Raw genomic sequence first — 19,239 nt, 5'->3', positions numbered from 1 at the left:
TGCCGGGCAGCCGCAAACAGCCGGCAAGGATACCGAAAATCGTCGCCTGCGTCAGGCCTGGCGATTGACCTGCCGCACCGGCCACGTATAATGCTCGGCGCTGCCGGCGTGGCGGAATTGGTAGACGCAGCGGATTCAAAATCCGCCGGGTGCAAGCCCTTGTCGGTTCGAGTCCGACCGCCGGTACCATTGGTAGATGAGTCATAAAAACAGCCGCTTACGAGCGGCTGTTTGCGCTTCTGGTATCTCTCAGTCTAAAGACCCTGCCCGAACCATCTTTCCAGCGTGGCCTTGGCCTTCTGCCGGTGCTTGTCGTTGATCTTGGCCGCGACGATGGCCAATGCGCCGGCCAGTATGCTCATGTCGTCGGTATAGCCGAGTAGCGGTGTGAGATCGGGGATGGCGTCGATCGGCGAGATAAAGTAGCCCAGCGCACCATAGATGGCGGTCTTGGCCCACAGCGGTGTGCTGGGGTCCTGGGCCGAGTAGTACATCTTCAGGGCGGGCTCGAGGGTCTGCTTGCCCGCTCGGCGGGCGCTGTGGCCGACCTTGTCCCAGAAACCCTCTTCGGAATAGTGGCCCGCGTTCGCCTCGAGGGTGCCCTCGATAACGTTCGGCTCGCCGCCGTCACGCTGGAAGTCGTGTGCCTTCATGCGAGATCCCGTGTTTGCCTCGTCCAGCGTTTTGACAGCATGAGGGGGCGCTACGTTCGCCTTGGCGTACAGGCAGTGCCATCGGCAAGTGTCTTGATGTCCCCGCGCTGCCCGCGGCATGCTGTCGAGCGGGAACAATGAGGAGGCGGTATGGGTGTGAAGCGGTTTGCCTGGGCGCTCGGCGCTCTTGGGGTGGGGCTGGCCCTGTTTGGCTGGCAACAGCGGAGTCCGGGCGCTTTCGTCGGTGTGGCGTTGATCGCGCTGGCCGGCGTGCTGCTGGCGACGTCGAAGCGGCGGCCCCAACGCTAGGCAGCGGCAAGCGTCTGGCGGGCCTGACATTCCCCACGCTTGGGCTTATGATAGTAAGAGTCACAGTCCTTCTCCCCGCCCGGGGCGAAGGGCTGTTTTCGTTGCATGGCCGGCAGCCACCATTGCCAAGAGCGGCGCTGCCGGTGCCAAGGAGGTCGTATGTCATCCCGTCCCCCCATCATCATCAACCGCCTGGATGCGGAGCGGCTGCAGCGCCTGATCGATCAGGCCAGTGACAAGGATCGCTTCGTTGCCGACTGCCTGGAAGAGGAGCTCGAGCGCGGCGAGGTGATCGACCCCGAGGAGATTCCGTCGGATGTGGTCAGCATGAACAGCCAGGTACAGTTCACCGACCTGACACGCAGCCGGCAGATGATACGTACGCTGGTCTATCCCCATGCGCTGGCGGCCACCGAGGACGGCATCTCGGTGATGGCCCCGATCGGTGCCGGCCTGATCGGCCTGCGCATCGGCGACGAGATCGACTGGCCGCTGCCGGGCGGCGGCGAGGCGCGCCTGCGCATCGATGCGATCCTGTGGCAGCCCGAACGGGAAGGCCAGTACCACCGCTGAGCCGACGCGCCTGGCGCTCAACCGAAGAGGAGCAGGAATGCCGCTTTCACTCTGGATGTCATTGGTGGCGGTGTGCGCCATGGGGGCGATGTCACCCGGGCCGAGCCTGGCCCTGGTGCTGCGTCATACGCTGGGCGGCGGTCGCTCGCCCGGCATCGTGGCGGCGCTGTCGCATGCGCTCGGGGTAGGCTTTTATGCTCTGCTCACGGTGCTCGGGCTGGGAGCGCTGATCGTGCGCTTTCCCACGCTGTTCCAGGCGATCACCTGGGGTGGAGCGGCTTACCTGGCCTGGCTCGGGATCAAGGCGCTGCGTGCCGGCAGGGCGGCGGCACTCGAAGCGGCCGGCGTGGCGACTACCCGCCGCCAGGCGGCCCGTGAGGGTATGCTGGTGGCGCTGGGCAATCCCAAGCTGATCCTGTTCTTCGTTGCGCTGCTCAGCCAGTTCGTCACGCCGGAAATGAGCCTGGCGGCCAAGGCGATCATCGTTGCTACGGCAATGGTCATCGATGGCGGCTGGTACGTGCTGGTGGCGGTGTCGTTGACCCACTCCCGCGTTTTGCCCTGGTTGCAGGCCCGGGCGCATTGGATTCATCGCATTACCGGCATAATGCTGCTGGCGCTTGCCCTGCGTGTGGTCATCGGCCCCCTCGGCTGAAGGGCAAGCGTTGACAGCTGAGCCGGCTGGTCGTCAGGGATGATGGTAGTCTCAGGATAATTCGTGAGCGGGATCCCTTGATGAACCTTTTGGCGGAATACGACGAAGAAGAGCGAGCCCTGGCCCTGGTGCTCGACGAGGATCCCGACGTGGTGGCGGTGCTGTCGCTGCAACTGCATGTGCTGGGCCTGGAGAGCCGCTGCTACCGACGCGCCGATGCGCTGCTGGCAGAGCTCGACGAGTGTGCGCCGCAGCTGGTGATCATGGGGCTCGAGTTCGGCGACCCGGATGGCATCGAGCTGCTTCGGCTGCTGGCCGAGCAGCGCTTCGCCGGCTGGGTGCTGCTATTGGGCGGCGTCGAGCGCAAGATCTCGCGCATTGCCGAGCGGGTCGGCCATACCCTGGGGCTGCAGATGCTCGGTTCGTTGGACAAACCGATGCGGCTGGCCGAGCTCAGGCAGCGTCTCGATCGGCTGCGTCCCGGGCGCAAGCCGGCCATCGTACCCGAAGACAGTCCTTTCTTTTCCGCCGACGAGTTGGAGTCGGCGCTCCAGCGCCGTGAGCTCACCGTGCATTATCAGCCGCAGTTCGAACTGGCGAGCGGTCGCCTGAGCGGCGTCGAGGCCCTGGTGCGCTGGTCGCATCCCCAGATCGGGCTGATCGGCCCGGCCAGTTTCCTGCCCATGCTCACGGCGGCACAGAGCCGGCGCCTGACCTGCCACGTGCTCGAGCAGGCGCTGGCCGATGCCCAGCGCTGGCGTGAGCAGGGCGTGCTGTTATCACTCTCGGTCAATGTCACCGCCGACGACCTGATGGCGTCGCAGCTGCCGGCGTTGACCCGCCAGCTGGCCCCGGACGACTCGCCCTTGGTGGTGCTCGAGATCACCGAGACGGCAGCCATGGACGACGAGCTGCTGGGGTCGGAGATTGCCGCGCGACTGCACCTGAGCGGCATGGAGGTGGCGGTCGACGACTTCGGTGTCGGCTTCTCCTCGCTCTCACGGCTGCAGATGCTGCCGATCAGCGAGCTCAAGATTGACCGCAGCTTCATCCGTCACCTGCAACAGGATAGCCAGGACGCGGCGATCGTCGAGGCCATCGCCCTGCTCGGCCGACGCCTGGGCATTCGCGTGGTGGCCGAGGGGGTCGAGGAACTCGACTGCCTGCCCACGCTGGCCCGCTTCGGCTGCACCCATGTGCAGGGCTTCGGTCTGTCGCGGCCGGTGCCGGCGGATGAGATTCCCCGACTGGCCTGCGATCAATCCCCGATCCGCGCCAGGATCGTCGCCAGCGGTGAGCCTTCCGGCAGTACGCCATAGGCCGGACTGGCCTCCACGCCGAGGCGCGAGCGGCAGAAGGTCTCGGCCACCTCGTTCGGTGCGTGGCGCAGCAGCAAGGCTGCCTGCAGGCTCTGAGCCAGGCGCTGCGCCAGCCAGCGAGCGCGTGGCTCGAGCGCTTCGGCAGGCTGCGCCAGGTCGCGTTCCAGCCCGGCCAGTGCCAGGTCGAGATCCTGCTGCATGCCTTGCACGGCGCCGAACTCCCGGCGCAGGGCGGCGATCGATTCCGGATGACGTGTCAGCACACGCAGCAGATCGAGGCAGATGACGTTGCCCGAGCCCTCCCAGATCGAGTTTACCGGCGCCTCCCGATAGAGCCGTGCGAGCGGTGTCTCTTCCACGTAGCCGATACCCCCCAGGCACTCCATGGCTTCGGCCATGAACCCCGGTCCGCGCTTGTTGTGCCAGTACTTGGCGAGCGTCGGCAGCACACGTGCCAGCGCGGTTTCGTGGGCCTCGCCGCGGGCGTCGCCGTCGAAGGCGCGAGCGGTGCGCAGGGCCAGCGCTAGGCCGGCTTCCACTTCCAGCGCCAGGTCGGCTATCACTGCCTGCATCAGCGGCTGCTCGGCGAGTGCCCGGCCGAAGGCGTGACGCTGGCGCGCGTGTCGCCACGCTTCGGACAAGGCCTGGCGCATCATGCCCACCGGGGCGGTGGCGGCATCCAGTCGGGTCTGCTGCACCATGTCGATGATGGTGGCCACGCCGCGGCCGGGTTCGCCGACCAGGGTCGCCCAGGCGCCGCGATACTCGATCTCTGCCGAAGCGTTGGCGCGATTGCCGCATTTCTCCTTGAGCCGCTGGATCTCGATGGCGTTGCGTTCGCCGTCCGGCGTGAAGCGTGGCGCCAGGAAACAGGAGAGGCCAGCGTCGGTCTGGGCCAGGGTGAGAAAGGCGTCGGACATCGGCGCACTGCAAAACCATTTATGGCCGGTGAGCCGCCAGCCCTCGCCGTCACGCTCGGCGCGGGTAGTGTTGCGGCGCACGTCGCTGCCGCCCTGCTTTTCGGTCATTGCCATGCCGAAGGTAAGGCCGTGCTTATCCGGAGCGGGCAGGGCGCGGGGGTCGTAGGCATTGGCCAGCAGGCCAGCGGCCCATTCGGCCTCGATCTCGGGGCTGCGGCGCAATACCGGCATGGCGGCATGGGTCATGGTGACGGGGCAGCAGAAGCCCGGCTCGGCCTGGGTCAGCAGGTAGAGCGCGGCGACATGCGCCTGGTGCCCGCCGTTTCCCTCTTCGTGCCAGGCTACGGCGTGCCAGCCGTTATCGATGGCCAGGTGCATCAGCTCATGATACGCAGGGTGGTAGCGTACCTCGTCCAGCCGCCGGCCGTGGCGGTCGAACAGGTGCAGCTCCGGCGGGTGGCGGTTGGCCGTTTCGCCCAAAGCCTGCACGTGGGCACTGCCGAGATCGCGACCCAGCGCTGCCAGGCGTTCGGCGACCCAGGACGGGGCCTCGCGTTCCAGCGCTTGGCGCAGCGGCAGGTCGCTGGCGATGAGATCGCAGTCGCTAGGGGTGTCGGGCTGGTTGATCACCTCGTGGGTCGCCAGACGGCAGCGGGGGGCGTTGTCGCGCATGGCAGCTGTCCTCCGTATCGCTGTCGTTTCAGCATGAACAGTCGTTCGGAAGCGGTCAACGCGCAGCGAACGTGACGCCGCCGCCGCTTCTCGGTAGGCTTGAGGGCAGCGTGCAAGAAAGCCTGGCTTGGGCAGGCCCGAGGCAGGTTGCCTCGGTGCGCTGAGTGGTGCTACGTGTAAGACGTGGCATGGTGAGAGGACAGCGAGGCAGGCGAACACATGGCCATCCACGAGCACGAATGCCGCACCTTCCGCGGTGAGCCCTTCAATCTGCGGGCCTTGCGGGGACAAGTGCTGCTGATCGTGAACGTCGCCAGCCGCTGCGGCTACACTTCGCAGCTCGGCGAGTTGGAGCGTCTCTATCGTCGCCATCGCGACCGCGGCCTCACCGTGCTGGCTTTTCCCTGCAATCAGTTTGCCCGCCAGTCGCCGGAGACGGCACTCGATTTCTGCGCCTTCAGTTCCAGCCAGTATGGCGTGACGTTCCCGGTCATGGAGAAGGTCAGGGTCAACGGCACCGGCGCGCATCCGCTGTTCGTCGAGCTCAAGCGCGAGGCACCGGGGGTGATGCGCACCCGCCTTATCAAATGGAACTTCACCAAGTTCCTGGTGGCCCGGGACGGCCGGGTGATTCAACGCTTCTCGCCGCGCGCGAGCGGCCAGGAGCTGGAGCGAGCCCTGGAAGAGGCACTCGACGAGAAGTTCCAGCTCTAGTCGGTCGACGGTTCGTGGCGATCGTACCGACAAAACCGATTCAGGTGTGAGGCGACTCCCCCCGCGCCATCATCACGCGCATCATCAGCTCGTTCCAGCGGTGCCGCGTCATCATCGTGGTCAGCCCCGAGAACAGCGCCCAGGTCTTGCGCCGCCACCCCTTGAGGCGCAGGTTGTGGGCGACCAGTTGCTGCATCAACCGATAGTCGTCGAAGTTGCGCCACTGGCCGGCGATCGACACCTGGTTACGCACCAGTACCGGGGCAAGCTCCAGGCGGAAGATCCATTCCAGCTCGCGCAGCGTCAGGTCCTGACGCTGAATGACCTCCACCATATGCGCGAAGTCGCTCTCGCTGGGTTCGCGTTCCAGCCACAGCGGGGCCAGTGCCAGCCACAGCTCGCCGCGTTCGTCCACCAGCGCCTGCGCGTTCATACCTCACCTCCTGCCATGGCGTTGCCGGGTAGCATCGTGCCCCAGGTGGCATTGTCGCTCAAGTGCGGACAGACGCCAGCATGGCCGCTAGAATGTCGCCACTGCTCATTCGTACCGATTCGGCGCCCTGGGCGGCGCTGCAACACCAATAACGAGGTCTGTCGTGATCATCAAACCCAAGGTCCGCGGTTTCATCTGTACCACTACCCACCCGGTCGGCTGCGAGAAGAACGTCCTCGAGCAGATCGAGGCAACCCGCGCCCGTCAGTTCGACAAGGCCAACGGACCGAAGAAGGTGCTGGTGGTCGGCGCCTCCAGCGGCTACGGTCTGGCGGCGCGTATCACCGCGGCGTTCGGCTACGGTGCCGACACCCTGGGCGTGTTCTTCGAGAAGCCCGGCAGCGAGAAGAAGCCCGGCACCGCCGGCTGGTACAACGCCGCCGCCTTCGACAAGTTCGCCAAGGCCGAAGGGCTCTACAGCAAGTCGATCAACGGCGATGCCTTCTCCCACGAGGCTCGCGACAAGGCCATCGAGATGATCAAGCAGGACTTGGGTCAGGTCGACCTGGTGATCTACTCGCTGGCTTCGCCGGTGCGCAGGCTGCCCGACTCGGGCGAGGTCAAGCGCTCAGTGCTCAAGCCGATCGGCGAGACCTATCGTGCCACCGCCATCGACACCAACAAGGACACCATCATCGAGGCCGAGGTCGAGCCCGCCACCGAGCAGGAAGTCGAGGATACCATTGCGGTGATGGGCGGCGAGGACTGGGAGCTATGGATCGAAGCCCTGGACAAGGCCGGCGTTCTTGCTCCGGGGGCCCGTAGCGTGGCGTTCAGCTATATCGGCACCGAGATTACCTGGCCGATCTATTGGCACGGCGCGCTGGGCAAGGCCAAGGAGGATCTAGACCGGGCGGCCGGCGAGATCGACGAGCGGCTCAACAGCTCCGGCGGCGGCGCCAACGTGGTGGTGCTCAAGTCGGTGGTGACCCAGGCCAGCGCCGCCATCCCCGTCATGCCACTCTACATCGCTATGTCCTATCGGATCATGAAGGAGAAGGGCTTGCACGAGGGCACCATCGAGCAGCTCAACCGGCTGTTCGACGAACGGCTCTATGGCGGGGAAATGACGACCGACGAAGCGGGTCGGGTGCGCCTGGACGACTGGGAGCTGCGTGACGACGTGCAGCAGGCGTGCCAGGAGCTGTGGCCCCAGGTGACCAGCGAGAACCTGTTCCAGATCACCGACTATGCTGGGTACAAGCACGAGTTTCTGAAGCTGTTCGGGTTCGAACGCGATGATGTCGACTACGAGGCCGATGTGAACCCGGATGTCAGCTTCGATGTCGTGACGTTATAGGCCCGCCATAGGGCACGATCCATGGCGGGCGAATCCAGCGTCAAAGGAGATGCCCCATGGATACCCGGGAGAGCAAGACAGCGGAGGAGAAGAAGCAACACCTCAAGGAGGAGAAGCTGCCCGAGGATTTTGCGCACCCTGAGCCCGACGCCGAGCAGCCCGAGGCCAAGCGACCGGCCAAGGGCTGGCACTGGCTGGTGCTGGGGGTAGCGATTCTGGTGGCCGGCTTCCTGCTTTTCGTGTTGCTCCCTAAGATCGCGGGCTGATCCGCTGTCATCGGTTCGCCCAGGCCTGGGCTGTCCCCATGGCGGGACGGTGCCTGCGGCCGGGGCGGGCCACGTGCATGGTATTGCCAACGCGGCCGATCGAGTACCATTTCTGCTTCGCTCCGGCACATGGCGCTGCGCAATGCCTCACACCCCCACCGTCCCTTCTCGCTTGGCCAAGACCCGCTGGGTCGGCGTACTGACGCTACCGGGCTTTTCGCTCTTGGCCCAGGCCTGCGCACTCGAGCCGTTGATGGTGGTCAACCAACTGACCGGTCAGCGGCTGTATCGACTCCAGGCGTTCACGCCCGAGGGCGGCGAGGTCGTCAGCATGGCCGATATCAGCCAGGCGGCCTGCACGCCCTTCGAACTGGCATCGATCGAACTGGACATGCTGATCGTCTGCGCCCCGAGCCCGTTGCCAGCCACCCACGAGAGCGTCCTGACTGGCCAGTTGCGCCTGCTCGGGCGCAGCGGTGTGGTATTGGTGGGGGTCGGTGGGGGAACCGAACTGCTGGCCCGTGCCGGTGTGCTGGATGGCTATCGGGCCACGCTCCCGTGGCAGCGTTTCGCCGCTTTCACCCGCGACTTCCCTCGTGTGCGTCTCACCCAGCAGCTGTTCGAGATCGACCGCGATCGGCTCACCTGCGGCGGCGGCACCGCGGCGATGGACATGATGATGACGCTGATCGCGTCCCACCATGGCAGCGAACTGGCCGAGCGCGTCTCCGAGCACTTCGTGCTGGAGCGCGTGCGCATGGCCGATGAGCCGCAGCAGGTGCCGCTGCGTGCCCGTCTGGGGCACGCTCCGGCACCGCTGGTGGACGCCGTGATGCTGATGGAGGCCAACATCGAGGAGCCGCTGACTACCCATGAATTGGCCGAGCATCTCGGCATCTCGCGCCGTCAGCTCGAGCGGCTGTTCAAGAAGTACCTGCAGGCCGTGCCGGGACGCTACTACCTCGACCTGCGCCTGAAGGAAGCACGGCGCCTGCTGCGCGAGAGCGACCTGCCCGCCGGCGAGATCGCCATGAAAACGGGCTTCTCCTCACCCGCCCACTTCTCTACCGCCTACCGCAACCACTTCGGCGTGACCCCACGCGAAGAGCGCCTTTGACGGGCCGGGTTCGCAGCGTGTCTTTCCTCAAGGCGACAGCCCTTTTATACAAATCGGGGTCTCATTGCTGAAAGCCGGCGCCGGCCTGGCTCCTTATACTCGAGTGACATCGTTGCGTTGCTAATTCCTCTTGCACGAATGGAGACCGAGATGAGCCATACCCCGACCCGCGCCGACTTCGACCGGTACATGGTGCCGAACTACTCTCCGCAGAAAGTCATTCCGGTGCGCGGCGAGGGCAGCCGTCTTTGGGACCAGGAGGGGCGTGAATACATCGATTTCGCCGGCGGTATCGCCGTGAACTCCCTGGGTCACTGCCATCCGGTACTGGTCGAGGCGCTCACCGAGCAGGGCAATAAACTTTGGCACCTCTCCAACGTCTACACCAACGAGCCCTCGCTCAAGCTGGCCAAGACCCTGGTGGAGCGCACCTTCGCCGACAAGGCCTACTTCTGCTCCTCCGGCGGCGAGGCCAACGAGGCGGCGCTCAAGCTGGCGCGGCGCTGGGCCCACGACAACTTCGGCGAGCACAAGCATCGCATCGTGTCGTTCCGCCAGTCCTTCCATGGCCGCACCTTCTTCACCGTCAGCGTCGGGGGGCAGCCCAAGTACTCCCAGGGCTTCGGTCCGGTCCCGGGCGGTATCGTCCACGGTGAATTCAACAACCTCGACAGCGTGCGCGAGCTGATCAATGACGACACCTGTGCGGTGATGGTCGAGCCGATGCAGGGTGAGGGCGGCATCATGCCGGCCACCCAGGAGTTCCTGCAGGGGCTGCGTGACCTGTGCGATGCCCACGACGCGCTGTTGATCTTCGACGAGGTGCAGACCGGCGTGGGGCGGACCGGCTCGCTCTACGCCTACATGGAGTACGGCATCGAGCCGGACATCCTCACCAGTGCCAAGGCGCTGGGCGGCGGCTTCCCCATCGGCGCCATGCTGACCACCGACCGGGTCGCCCCGGCGCTGGGCATCGGCACTCACGGCTCCACCTACGGCGGCAACGCGCTGGCCTCGGCCGTGGCTCTGGCGGCCGTCGAACATATCGACACGCCCGAAGTCCTCAACGGGGTCAAGCAGCGCCACGACCTGTTCCGCGAGCACCTCGAGGCGATCAACCGCAAGCACGGCGTGTTCAAGGAGATCCGTGGCATGGGTCTGCTGATCGGCGCCGAGATGACGCCCGAGTACGAGGGCCGGGCCAAGGACATCCTGCCGCTGGCCATCGAGGAGGGCGTGATGGCCCTGATCGCCGGCCCCAACGTGCTGCGCATGGCCCCCTCGCTGGTGATCCCCGAGGCCGACATCGCCGAGGGCATGGCGCGGCTGGAGCGTGCCATCGAGCGGATGGTGGCAGCCAAGTGAAAGCTGGCCGAGCCATGCAACACGCCACCGCCAATCGACCAGGAGATCCCGCCATGATGGTCGTACGCCCCGTTCGGCCGGCCGACCTGCCGGCCCTGGAGCGGCTGGCGGGCTTGGCCACGCCGAGCCTGACCAACCTGCCGGCGCATCGCGACCGCCTCGAGGAGCGCATTGCCCGCTCGCGGCAGTCGTTCGGGCGCGAGGTGGACTTCCCCGGCGACGAGCACTACACCTTCGTGCTCGAGGATCTCGAGCGCGATGAGGTGGTGGGTACCGCCACCCTGCGCGCCGAGGCCGGCGCGCGGGAGGCCTACTACACCTACCGCCAGGAGACGCTGATCCACGCCTCGCAGCAGCTCAACGTACGTCGCGAGGTGCAGACCCTGTCGCTCTCCCACGAGGTCTCCGAGACCACCCAGCTGTGTGCGCTGTCGCTGGACCCGCGCTACCGCGGCACCAGCGCCGAGAGCCTGCTGCGCCGCGCGCGGCTGATGTTCATTGCCCAGTACCCGGAGCGTTTCGCCGAGGTGCTGGCGATGGCCTTTCCAGGCTATCTCGACGAGCAGGGCGAGTCGCCGTTCTGGAACAGCGTTGGGCGCCACTTCTTCGTGCGCGACTACCACGACATCAACTATCTCGCCGGGGTGCGCTCGAAGAGCTTCATCGCCGAGGTGATGCCGCAGTTTCCGCTCTACCTGGCGCTGCTCACCCCCCAGGCGCGCGCCGCCATCGGCCGCGAGCACCCCGCCCACGAGGCGGCCATGGCCGAGATGCTGGCCGAGGGCTTCATGCGCTCGCGCCACGTCGACCTGTTCGACGCCGGTCCGGTGATCAAGGGCGAGCGCGACCGCCTGCAAACCTTCCGCCGTGCCGCCTGGCATCCGGTACGGGTGCGGCCGGCCCATGCGCTGCCGGACGCCGAGCCGGCGATGATCGCCAACCAGCGCCTGGCCGACTTCCGCTGCGTGGTGGCGCGCTATGCGCTGTCGCCCACCGGCCAGTTGATGCTCTCCCCGGAGCACGCCGAGCTGCTCGGCGTGGAGGAGGGGCGGGCGGTACTCGCCGCGCCGCTGGCGCTGCCGTCCAACGGCGAGGATGAAGCGGGTTTCGACGAGGGAGAGCTGTGATGCGTATTCGACCGATTGCCGAGGGCGACCTGGACGAACTGCAGAAGATCGCCCGCGAAACCGGGGTCGGCTTCACCTCGCTGCCCGACAACCGTGAGTTCCTCAGCGACAAGATCACCGCCGCGGTTGCCGCCTTCGAGCAGCGCACCCCGTCCGACCGGCGCAACTACTTCTTCGTGCTGGAAGACGAGGACAGCGGTGAGCTGGCCGGCTGCTGTGCGATAGAAGGCCAGGTGGGGCGCGAGGTGCCGTTCTATCACTATCGCGTGGGCACGCTGGCCCACTCGTCGGTACAGCTCGACCTGCATCGCACCATCGACACCCTGTTCCTCAGCTCTGATCACACCGGCGATGCCGAGGTGGCCTCGCTGTTCTTGCGTCCCGGCTTTCGCGGCAAGGCGCGCGCGCACCAGCGCAACGGTGCGCTGCTGTCGATGATGCGCTGGCTGTTCATGGCCGAGTTCCGCGACCAGTTCCCCGACAAGGTGCTGGCCGAGATGCGCGGGGTGTTCGACGAGCGCGGCAAGAGCCCTTTCTGGGAGTGCCTGGGCAGCCACTTCTTTCCCATGGACTTCGACGAGGCCGACCGCCTCACCGGGCTGGGGCAGAAGAGCTTCATCGGCGAGTTGATGCCCAAGTTCCCGATCTACACGCCGTTTCTTTCCGATGAGGCACGGGCCTGCATCGGCCAGGTCCACCGCGACACCCGCCCGGCGCTGGCCATGCTCAAGCAGGAGGGGCTGCGCTGGGAGGGCTTCATCGACATCTTCGACGGCGGTCCGACGGTGGAGGCCTACATCGATGACGTGCGCGCGGTGCGCAAGTCGCGCCGTTGCCGGGTCGAGATCCGTGCCAGCGACGAGCCGCCCCCCTCACGCCCGCGCTGGCTGGCGGCGAGCACCGTGATGGCCGATTTTCGTGCCGCCTGGGTGGCCCACGGCCCCGACGGGGAGGGCACCCTCACCCTGAGCGAGGCGGAGGCACAGCGCCTGGGCGTGACGGCCGGCGATGCGCTGCGCGTACTGGATACCGAGGAGATTTCATGAAAGCGATGCAACAGCTGATGATCGGCGGCACCTGGCAGCCGGGCGAGGCGACCTCCTTCACCAAGCGCGACCCGGTCTCCGGCGAGACCCTGTGGCAGGGCGCGGCGGCCGGCGACAGTCAGGTGGCCGAGGCGGTAGAGGCCGCCCGCGGCGCCTTTCCGGGCTGGGCCCGGCTCGGATTCGCCGAACGCCTGAGCGTGGTGGAGCGTTTCCGCGAGCGGCTGGAGACCCACCGCGAGGATCTGGCCCGCGCCATCGCCGCCGAGACCGGCAAGCCGCTGTGGGAAGCCCGCACTGAGGTGGGCGCCATGATCGGCAAGGTGGCGATCTCGGCGCGCGCTTATCAGGAGCGTACCGGCGAGCGCAGCCGCGACGTCGGCGATACCACCGCCGTGCTGCGCCATCGCCCGCATGGCGTGATGGCGGTGTTCGGTCCCTACAACTTCCCCGGTCACCTGCCCAACGGTCACATGGTGCCGGCGCTGCTGGCGGGCAACACGGTGGTGTTCAAGCCCAGCGAGCAGACCCCGCTGACCGCCGATCTGACCCTGCAGTGCTGGCAGCAGGCGGGCCTGCCCGCGGGGGTGATCAACCTGGTACAGGGTGCGGCGCCGGTAGGCCAGGTGCTCTCCTCGCACCCGGGCATAGACGGGCTGCTGTTCACCGGCAGCGCCCGCGTGGGTGGTCTGCTCAATCGCCAGTTCGCCGACCAGATGGAGAAGATCCTGGCGCTGGAGCTCGGCGGCAACAACCCGCTGGTGGTCAAGGATGTGCACGACCAGGACGCCGCGGTGCTCACTATCCTGCAATCGGCCTTCCTCTCCGGTGGGCAGCGTTGCACCTGTGCCCGGCGCCTGATCGTGCCCGAGGGCCAGGTCGGCGACCACCTGCTCGATGCACTGGTCGACGCCATCGCCCGCCTGCGGGTGGCGGGGCAGTTCGAGGAGCCGGCGCCGTTCTACGGCGGCCTGGTCAGCCCGGAGGCGGCACAAGGCCTGCTCAAGGCCCAGGAGGAGCTGGAGGCACTGGGCGGCGTGGTACTGGCGCGCATGGAGTGCCTGCAGGAAGGCACCAGCCTGCTCTCACCGGGACTTATCGATGTCACCGGTCTCGACGTGCCCGACGAGGAGCACTTCGGTCCGCTGCTCAAGGTCTATCGCTACCATGACTGGAACGAGGCCCTGCGGCTCGCCAACGATACCCGCTACGGGCTGGCCGCCGGCTTGATTGGCGGCGAGCGCACCGATTGGGACGACTTCCTGCTGCGCATCCGTGCCGGCATCGTCAACTGGAACCGCCAGACCACTGGCGCCTCCGGCGACGCACCCTTCGGCGGCGTGGGCATCAGCGGCAACCACCGTCCCAGTGCCTATTACGCGGCGGACTACTGCGCCTATCCGGTAGCCTCGATGGAGGCCGAAACCCTCAGCTTGCCCGACAACCTGCCGCCGGGAGTGGTGTTATGAGCCAGACGACGCACGCCGACTACCGGGAAGTCAATTTCGACGGCCTGGTGGGTCCGACCCACAACTACTCGGGCCTGGCCCATGGCAACGTGGCCTCGATGCGTCACGGCGGTCTGGTCTCCAATCCCCGCGAGGCGGCGCTGCAGGGTCTGGCCAAGATGAAGTCGCTGATGGACGCCGGCTACGCTCAGGGCGTGCTGCCGCCCCAGCAGCGCCCCGACCTCGGTGCGCTGCGCTCGCTCGGCTTCACCGGCAGCAACCGCGAGGTGCTGGCGCGGGCGGCCAAAGACGCGCCGCAGGTGCTGCGTGCGGTGTGTTCGGCCTCCAGCATGTGGACGGCCAACGCCGGCACGGTGACACCCAGCCGCGACGCGCCGGACGGCCGGGTGCACTTCACCCCGGCCAATCTGCAGTCGAGCTTCCATCGCTTCCTGGAACCGGAAACCACCGGCCGCGTGCTGGCGGCGATCTTCCGCCACGAGGCCCACTTCGCTCATCATCCGGTGCTGCCGGCCACCCCCGCCTTCTCCGACGAGGGCGCGGCCAATCACACCCGGCTGTGTGGTGAGCACGGTGAGCCCGGCGTGCACCTCTACGTCTACGGTCGCCAGGCCTTCGGCAGCGGCCCTGGCGAGAGTCGCGAGCCCCAGCGCTTTCCCGCACGCCAGACCCTGGAAGCGAGCCAGGCGGTGGCCCGCCAGCACGGTCTGGCAACGGCGCAGACGGTCTTCGCCCAGCAGCATCCCGATGCCATCGACGCCGGTGTATTCCACAACGACGTCATCGCGGTGGGCAACGGACCGGTGCTGCTCTACCACGAGATGGCCTTCCTCGACGAGCAGGCCACCCTCGATGAGCTGCGCAGCAAGATGTCGACGCCGCTGATTCCGGTGCGGGTGCCCAGCGAGGCGGTGAGCATGGAAGACGCCGTGGCCTCCTACCTGTTCAATTCGCAGCTACTGAGCAACCCCGACGGCAGCATGACCCTGGTGGTTCCCGGCGAGTGCCAAGAGCGCGAGGCGGTGTGGCGCACTATCCAGGACCTGCTGCTGGCCGGTCACAATCCCATCGGTGAGGTGATCGTCAAGGACGTCAAGCAGAGCATGCGCAACGGCGGCGGCCCCGCCTGCCTGCGCCTGCGGGTAGTGCTCTCCGCCGAGGAGCGTGCCGCGCTGACCGGACGGGTACTGCTCACCGATACCCTGCACGACGAGCTGACCGCGTGGGTCGAGCGTCACTACCGCGACCGGCTGGCGCCCGACGACCTCGCCGACCCGCAGTTGGCCGACGAGACCCTCACCGCGCTGGACGAGCTGACGCGCCTCCTCGAGATCGGCTCGGTTTACCCGTTCCAGCTGGGGTAGTCCACCCACCAAGAGCGCTTGCCGGGAATTACTAACGCTTGCGGCGCGCCGAACCGGTGAGGGCCGCGACGCCGAGCACGGCACCGACGATGGCTGTGGCAGTCAGCGCCGGATGCATCGCCGCCTGGGTATAACGACTCCTGCTGGCGACCCGGTGACCGTACTCGGCTCGCTGCCAGACGCCCGGCGCGGGCCGGTGCAGGCCGCCGACGTGCTGGGGCGGACGGTTCGTTTGCTGCTGGCGGATCATGCTGCGTTCCATGACGCGATCGGCCAGTCTCGGTGCCAGTTGGCCCAGCAGTGCGATGCCTTGGCTGGCGCCGCCCACTCGGATGTCGCGCCGCGGATGCTCGGCGCAGTGCAGAATGGCCTCGGCCACCACGCTCGGCTCGTAGAGGGGCGGTGGCAGAGTGGGTTCGACGTCCATATGGTTGCCGGCGTGGTGCGGGAAGGGAGTGGCGATACTGCCGGGCTTGACCAGGGTGATCGATACCGGTGCTCCCAGCGCCTCGAGTTCCATGCGCAGCGCATCGGTGAAGCCCTTGACCGCATGCTTCGAGGCCGAGTACATGCCTTGCAGCGGGATGGCGCGATCCGAGACCACCGATCCGAGGTTGATGATCGCACCGCCGTGCCGCTCGGCGCGCATGCCCAGATGGCGGGCGGCCTCCAGCGAGCCGTGGACGACACCCCAGAAATCGGTCTCGAACAGGCGCCGCTGATCCTCGAGGGGCTGGTCGGTCAGGTAGCCGAACAGCGAAACCCCGGCATTGTTGATCCAGGTATCGAAGCCGCCGAAGTGATGGATGGCGGTTTCGGCAATATCGTGGACCTGCTTGGGGTCGCCGATGTCAGCCACCACGTATGCCGCATCTGCACCACGCTGGTGTAGCTCTTCCACCAGCGTCTGCAAGGCGCTCTCATCGCGGGCGGCGACGACCAGATGAGCGCCGCGATCGGCAGCCAGTCGGGCGGTGGCCAAGCCGATGCCGCTGGTGGCACCGGTGATGACGAGGGTCTGATCTTCGAGTTGCTTCAATTGCAATGCCATAATGCTCTCCTTGCCTGCGCACCCAGTGCGCCATGGCGTTCATCGGTCGATCTCGTCTCAGGATAGAAGCTCTGTGCCATCTGCCAAAGCGCAGCGGAGAACGATGGCGAACGCTCGACGAAACCCCCGCAGCGGGTGCCGCCCGTTGTTCAGCAATAGGAATGCGCATGAACCAACCCATCACTATCGTACGCCTGAGCCCCGACTCGGATCATGTCGCCACCGTGGCGAGCTGGACCTTCGCCGAGTGGGGACACCTCAACCCCGGCTATGCGGCCGACACCTGGCGCGAGGCCTTGCGCCGGGAATGCGGCGACGGCGGCGTGCCGTCGGTGTTCGTGGCCATGGAAGGCGATCAGCCGGTGGGGACTGCGGCGCTATTGTCCGAGGACATGGACAGCCGCCGCGAACTCACGCCCTGGCTGGCCTCGGTGTTCGTGCTGCCGGAGTGGCGTGGGCAAGGCATCGCCTCGACGTTGGTCCGGCGGGTCGAGCAGGAAGCCACCGACTGCGGCGTGCATCGGTTCTATCTGTTCACCCCCGACCAGCAGGCGCTCTACCGTCGGCTCGGCTGGCGTGACCACGAGGAGCTGAGCTACCGCGGTGAAGAGGTCACCATCATGCTGCGCCAGCTCAAGGCATGACGGTAGCCACGCCCCTTGGACTTTACCGCGAGGCGGTGGAGCGTCACGGCTTCGCCCCGGACGAGGCCCAGCGTGCGGCGGCCAATCGGCTCGATGCCTGTTTCCATGCGCTGCACGACGAAGCTGCCTCAGTGGGTCGTCGCGCGATCGCCGGCGTTTATCTCTGGGGCCCGGTAGGGCGCGGCAAGACCTGGCTGATGGATGGCTTTCATCGGCATCTCGACGTGCCCGCCCGTCGCCTGCACTACCACCACTTCATGCGCTGGGTGCACCAGCGTCAGTTCCAGCTTGGCGGTACTGCCGACCCCCTCACGGCGCTGGCGAGGGAACTTGCTTCGGAAGTGCGTGTGCTGTGTCTCGATGAGCTGTTCGTCAGCGACATCGCCGATGCCATGCTGCTCGGGCGCCTGCTGCAGGCGCTGTTCGATCACGGCGTGGTGCTGGTATGCACCTCCAACCAGGCACCGAACCGGCTCTATGCCGACGGCTTCAATCGCGAGCGTTTCCTGCCCGCGATCGCCGCCATCGAACGCAACATGGAAGTGGTGGAACTGGATGGTGGCTTCGACCATCGTCTGCACCCCGGTCGGGCGTGCCGGCGCTACTGGGTGGCGGAAGCCGACCAGCCGAGCGCACTGGCGGCCGTATTCGAGCGCCTGAGTGGGGATCAGCCGACCAGCGCCGAGCCCATCGAGCTGGGACATCGACGCATCGCGGTGGAGCGGCGCAGCGAGCGCGTGGTGTGGTGTCGCTACGCCGAGCTGTGCGAGCAACCGCTGGCGGCGCTTGACTTCATCGCGCTGGCCGACGAATTCGACCATGTCCTGCTCAGCGAAGTGCCGCGCCTGAGCGATGCGGCTTCGGTGGGACGAATCGCTCGCGGCACCGAGGACGGGGCCGAGCGCATCGAAGCCGGAGAGCGGGAGCTGCCGCCGCTGTCGCGGCGCGACGATGGCGTGCGCCGCTTCATCGCCCTGGTCGACGAGTGCTACGACCGCCGTGTGCCGCTCCATATCGAAGCCGAGGTCGCCATGGACGAACTCTACGCCCATGGCTATCTGGAATTCGCCTTCCGACGCACCCTCAGCCGCCTGCGCGAAATGCAGTTGGCGAGGTTTGGTGCTGTTGCCTAGCTGGCGTTGCCCGCCCCGCCGACGATACCGCCGCGCAGGCCGCTCTGGCGCTCGCCGCCGCGCAGGTGCTGCGCCACGCTGTCTTCGGGTGAGCCGGCCATTTCGCGGAACATGCCCATGGAGCCGAGCAGGGCGGAGGATTCGTAGGGCACGAACACCCGCTCGCCCTCCTGGGCCATGGTCGGCAGCGCCTTGATGTAGCTCTGGCCGAGCAGGTAGCCCACCACGGTGCGCTTGTGCTCGTCGCTGTCGCCGATGGCGCTCAGTACCAGCTTGATCGACTCCTGTTCGCCCTGGGCGCGCAGGATGGCCGACTCCTTGTCGCCCTGGGCGTTGAGGATCGCCGATTCGCGCTGGCCCTGGGCCTTGGCGATGGCGGCGGCCTTCTCGCCCTCGGCCTCCGTCACGGTGGCGCGGCGCTTGCGCTCGGCGGCCATCTGCAGGCGCATGGCTTCCTCGACCTCCTCGGGCATGGCGATGTCCTGCACCTCGACCCGCGAGATCTTTACGCCCCATTTGGAAGCCGGCTCCTCCATGGCGGCCTGGATCTCGTTGTTGACCTCGGCGCGCGACTCGAACAGCTTGTCGAGCTCCATCTTGCCCACCACCGAACGCAACGTGGTCTTGGCCAATACCTCCACCGCCTGACTCATGTTCTCCACCTCGTAGACGGAGCGGCGCGGGTCGATGATCTGGAAGTAGAGCGCGCCGTTGATGCGCACGGTGACGTTGTCGGTGGTGACCACCGGCTGGCCGGGAAAGTCCATCACCGTCTCGCGGCGGTCGATGCGCACCTCGCTGGTGGTCACCGGGAAGAACTCCTCGCCGCGCTTCTGGTAGCGGATCATGGTGATGGCGCGGGGCTGCTCGATGAACGGGATGATGATGTTGATGCCGCTCTCCAGCAGCCGGTTGAACGACCCCAGGCGCTCGATCACCATCACCTCCGACTGGCGCACGATAACCAGTCCCTTGGCGATAATCAGGATACCGATGACGACGACGATCAGGGCCAGCAGCAGCCCCGGGTTGATCGGGAGGTCCATGTTCGC

The 19,239-nt window shown here is 66.8% G+C and carries 20 protein-coding genes and 1 tRNA gene; 16 read left to right on the top strand and 5 right to left on the bottom strand.

The window, feature by feature from the left end; genetic code table 11:
• Positions 1 to 102 precede the first annotated feature (102 nt).
• Positions 103 to 189: transfer RNA gene (locus HNO53_RS17915), tRNA-Leu, on the top strand.
• A 65-nt stretch (positions 190 to 254) separates the two neighbouring features.
• On the opposite strand, the gene HNO53_RS17910 is transcribed toward HNO53_RS17915, so the two are convergent.
• Entirely contained in the window at positions 255 to 653 is a 399-nt protein-coding gene (locus HNO53_RS17910; protein ID WP_209473988.1) for a YkvA family protein, read from the bottom strand.
• 150 nt (positions 654 to 803) lie between these two features.
• On the opposite strand from HNO53_RS17910, the gene HNO53_RS17905 reads away from it, so the two are divergent.
• The 4 genes from HNO53_RS17905 to HNO53_RS17890 all read left to right on the top strand — a co-directional run bounded on the left by HNO53_RS17905 (position 804) and on the right by HNO53_RS17890 (position 3,509).
• Positions 804 to 962, top strand: coding sequence for a hypothetical protein (locus tag HNO53_RS17905; RefSeq protein ID WP_209473986.1), 159 nt, complete (start codon positions 804 to 806; stop codon positions 960 to 962).
• Between the two features lie 159 nt (positions 963 to 1,121).
• Positions 1,122 to 1,535 carry a nucleoside diphosphate kinase regulator gene (gene rnk, locus HNO53_RS17900; RefSeq protein ID WP_209473984.1) on the top strand — a complete coding sequence of 138 codons (414 nt, stop codon included), beginning with the start codon at positions 1,122 to 1,124 and terminating at the stop codon, positions 1,533 to 1,535.
• A 37-nt stretch (positions 1,536 to 1,572) separates the two neighbouring features.
• Positions 1,573 to 2,190: a LysE family translocator gene (locus HNO53_RS17895; protein ID WP_209473982.1), complete on the top strand. Its 618-nt coding sequence runs from the start codon at positions 1,573 to 1,575 to the stop codon at positions 2,188 to 2,190.
• A gap of 80 nt (positions 2,191 to 2,270) precedes the next feature.
• A complete protein-coding gene (locus HNO53_RS17890; RefSeq protein WP_209473980.1) occupies positions 2,271 to 3,509 on the top strand; it encodes an EAL domain-containing response regulator in 1,239 nt (412 codons plus the stop codon).
• Here the strand turns inward: HNO53_RS17890 and HNO53_RS17885 are convergent.
• Positions 3,449 to 5,101 (bottom strand): isovaleryl-CoA dehydrogenase, encoded by a 1,653-nt coding sequence (locus tag HNO53_RS17885; protein WP_209473978.1) that lies wholly within the window; start codon positions 5,099 to 5,101, stop codon positions 3,449 to 3,451. The genes HNO53_RS17890 and HNO53_RS17885 overlap by 61 nt on opposite strands.
• A gap of 219 nt (positions 5,102 to 5,320) precedes the next feature.
• On the opposite strand from HNO53_RS17885, the gene HNO53_RS17880 reads away from it, so the two are divergent.
• Positions 5,321 to 5,815: a glutathione peroxidase gene (locus HNO53_RS17880; RefSeq protein ID WP_209473976.1), complete on the top strand. Its 495-nt coding sequence runs from the start codon at positions 5,321 to 5,323 to the stop codon at positions 5,813 to 5,815.
• 40 nt (positions 5,816 to 5,855) lie between these two features.
• Here HNO53_RS17880 and HNO53_RS17875 read toward each other — a convergent pair whose 3' ends face one another.
• Positions 5,856 to 6,248 carry a DUF7079 family protein gene (locus HNO53_RS17875; RefSeq protein ID WP_209473975.1) on the bottom strand — a complete coding sequence of 131 codons (393 nt, stop codon included), beginning with the start codon at positions 6,246 to 6,248 and terminating at the stop codon, positions 5,856 to 5,858.
• A gap of 163 nt (positions 6,249 to 6,411) precedes the next feature.
• Between HNO53_RS17875 and fabV the strand changes: the two genes are divergently transcribed.
• The 8 genes from fabV to astB all read left to right on the top strand — a co-directional run bounded on the left by fabV (position 6,412) and on the right by astB (position 15,359).
• Positions 6,412 to 7,608 carry an enoyl-ACP reductase FabV gene (gene fabV, locus HNO53_RS17870; protein WP_209473973.1) on the top strand — a complete coding sequence of 399 codons (1,197 nt, stop codon included), beginning with the start codon at positions 6,412 to 6,414 and terminating at the stop codon, positions 7,606 to 7,608.
• A gap of 56 nt (positions 7,609 to 7,664) precedes the next feature.
• Complete coding sequence (locus HNO53_RS17865) at positions 7,665 to 7,874, top strand: hypothetical protein (RefSeq protein ID WP_209473971.1); 210 nt, start codon at positions 7,665 to 7,667, stop codon at positions 7,872 to 7,874.
• A gap of 142 nt (positions 7,875 to 8,016) precedes the next feature.
• Complete coding sequence (locus tag HNO53_RS17860) at positions 8,017 to 8,991, top strand: GlxA family transcriptional regulator (protein WP_209473969.1); 975 nt, start codon at positions 8,017 to 8,019, stop codon at positions 8,989 to 8,991.
• A 150-nt stretch (positions 8,992 to 9,141) separates the two neighbouring features.
• Positions 9,142 to 10,356: an aspartate aminotransferase family protein gene (locus HNO53_RS17855; RefSeq protein ID WP_209473967.1), complete on the top strand. Its 1,215-nt coding sequence runs from the start codon at positions 9,142 to 9,144 to the stop codon at positions 10,354 to 10,356.
• Positions 10,357 to 10,409: 53 nt separating this feature from the next.
• On the top strand, positions 10,410 to 11,483 hold the full coding sequence (locus tag HNO53_RS17850) for an arginine N-succinyltransferase (RefSeq protein WP_209473965.1): 1,074 nt from the start codon (positions 10,410 to 10,412) through the stop codon (positions 11,481 to 11,483).
• Positions 11,483 to 12,529: an arginine N-succinyltransferase gene (gene astA / locus HNO53_RS17845; RefSeq protein WP_209473963.1), complete on the top strand. Its 1,047-nt coding sequence runs from the start codon at positions 11,483 to 11,485 to the stop codon at positions 12,527 to 12,529. The genes HNO53_RS17850 and astA overlap by 1 nt, the downstream gene beginning before the upstream one ends.
• A complete protein-coding gene (gene astD / locus HNO53_RS17840) occupies positions 12,526 to 13,995 on the top strand; it encodes a succinylglutamate-semialdehyde dehydrogenase (RefSeq protein WP_209473961.1) in 1,470 nt (489 codons plus the stop codon). The genes astA and astD overlap by 4 nt, the downstream gene beginning before the upstream one ends.
• Positions 13,992 to 15,359, top strand: a complete 1,368-nt coding sequence (gene astB, locus HNO53_RS17835) for an N-succinylarginine dihydrolase (RefSeq protein WP_209473959.1) — start codon at positions 13,992 to 13,994, stop codon at positions 15,357 to 15,359. The genes astD and astB overlap by 4 nt, the downstream gene beginning before the upstream one ends.
• A 31-nt stretch (positions 15,360 to 15,390) precedes the next feature.
• Here the strand turns inward: astB and HNO53_RS17830 are convergent, their stop codons facing one another.
• Positions 15,391 to 16,410, bottom strand: coding sequence for an SDR family oxidoreductase (locus tag HNO53_RS17830; protein WP_209473957.1), 1,020 nt, complete (start codon positions 16,408 to 16,410; stop codon positions 15,391 to 15,393).
• A 167-nt stretch (positions 16,411 to 16,577) separates the two neighbouring features.
• Between HNO53_RS17830 and HNO53_RS17825 the strand changes: the two genes are divergently transcribed.
• Together HNO53_RS17825 and zapE are read left to right on the top strand one after the other, a co-directional pair.
• Complete coding sequence (locus HNO53_RS17825; RefSeq protein WP_209473955.1) at positions 16,578 to 17,054, top strand: GNAT family N-acetyltransferase; 477 nt, start codon at positions 16,578 to 16,580, stop codon at positions 17,052 to 17,054.
• Positions 17,051 to 18,187, top strand: coding sequence for a cell division protein ZapE (zapE, locus tag HNO53_RS17820; RefSeq protein ID WP_209473953.1), 1,137 nt, complete (start codon positions 17,051 to 17,053; stop codon positions 18,185 to 18,187). The genes HNO53_RS17825 and zapE overlap by 4 nt, the downstream gene beginning before the upstream one ends.
• On the opposite strand, the gene HNO53_RS17815 is transcribed toward zapE, so the two are convergent.
• Entirely contained in the window at positions 18,184 to 19,233 is a 1,050-nt protein-coding gene (locus tag HNO53_RS17815; protein ID WP_209473951.1) for an SPFH domain-containing protein, read from the bottom strand. The two genes, zapE and HNO53_RS17815, sit on opposite strands and share 4 nt — an antisense overlap.
• Between the last annotated feature and the right edge of the window lie 6 nt (positions 19,234 to 19,239).

Source organism: Billgrantia antri, from assembly GCF_017868935.1.
Lineage (GTDB): Bacteria > Pseudomonadota > Gammaproteobacteria > Pseudomonadales > Halomonadaceae > Halomonas > Halomonas antri.
This window is presented reverse-complemented; position numbering and strand designations above follow the sequence as displayed.

Bases quoted from the DNA above. Each gene is read 5' to 3' on its own strand.
- HNO53_RS17910 (WP_209473988.1), bottom strand. From the start codon at position 653: ATGAAGGCACACGACTTCCAGCGTGACGGCGGCGAGCCGAACGTTATC.
- HNO53_RS17905 (WP_209473986.1), top strand. From the start codon at position 804: ATGGGTGTGAAGCGGTTTGCCTGGGCGCTCGGCGCTCTTGGGGTGGGG.
- rnk (WP_209473984.1), top strand. From the start codon at position 1,122: ATGTCATCCCGTCCCCCCATCATCATCAACCGCCTGGATGCGGAGCGG.
- HNO53_RS17895 (WP_209473982.1), top strand. From the start codon at position 1,573: ATGCCGCTTTCACTCTGGATGTCATTGGTGGCGGTGTGCGCCATGGGG.
- HNO53_RS17890 (WP_209473980.1), top strand. From the start codon at position 2,271: ATGAACCTTTTGGCGGAATACGACGAAGAAGAGCGAGCCCTGGCCCTG.
- HNO53_RS17885 (WP_209473978.1), bottom strand. From the start codon at position 5,101: ATGCGCGACAACGCCCCCCGCTGCCGTCTGGCGACCCACGAGGTGATC.
- HNO53_RS17880 (WP_209473976.1), top strand. From the start codon at position 5,321: ATGGCCATCCACGAGCACGAATGCCGCACCTTCCGCGGTGAGCCCTTC.
- HNO53_RS17875 (WP_209473975.1), bottom strand. From the start codon at position 6,248: ATGAACGCGCAGGCGCTGGTGGACGAACGCGGCGAGCTGTGGCTGGCA.
- HNO53_RS17865 (WP_209473971.1), top strand. From the start codon at position 7,665: ATGGATACCCGGGAGAGCAAGACAGCGGAGGAGAAGAAGCAACACCTC.
- HNO53_RS17860 (WP_209473969.1), top strand. From the start codon at position 8,017: ATGCCTCACACCCCCACCGTCCCTTCTCGCTTGGCCAAGACCCGCTGG.
- HNO53_RS17855 (WP_209473967.1), top strand. From the start codon at position 9,142: ATGAGCCATACCCCGACCCGCGCCGACTTCGACCGGTACATGGTGCCG.
- HNO53_RS17850 (WP_209473965.1), top strand. From the start codon at position 10,410: ATGATGGTCGTACGCCCCGTTCGGCCGGCCGACCTGCCGGCCCTGGAG.
- astA (WP_209473963.1), top strand. From the start codon at position 11,483: ATGCGTATTCGACCGATTGCCGAGGGCGACCTGGACGAACTGCAGAAG.
- astD (WP_209473961.1), top strand. From the start codon at position 12,526: ATGAAAGCGATGCAACAGCTGATGATCGGCGGCACCTGGCAGCCGGGC.
- astB (WP_209473959.1), top strand. From the start codon at position 13,992: ATGAGCCAGACGACGCACGCCGACTACCGGGAAGTCAATTTCGACGGC.
- HNO53_RS17830 (WP_209473957.1), bottom strand. From the start codon at position 16,410: ATGGCATTGCAATTGAAGCAACTCGAAGATCAGACCCTCGTCATCACC.
- HNO53_RS17825 (WP_209473955.1), top strand. From the start codon at position 16,578: ATGAACCAACCCATCACTATCGTACGCCTGAGCCCCGACTCGGATCAT.
- zapE (WP_209473953.1), top strand. From the start codon at position 17,051: ATGACGGTAGCCACGCCCCTTGGACTTTACCGCGAGGCGGTGGAGCGT.
- HNO53_RS17815 (WP_209473951.1), bottom strand. From the start codon at position 19,233: ATGGACCTCCCGATCAACCCGGGGCTGCTGCTGGCCCTGATCGTCGTC.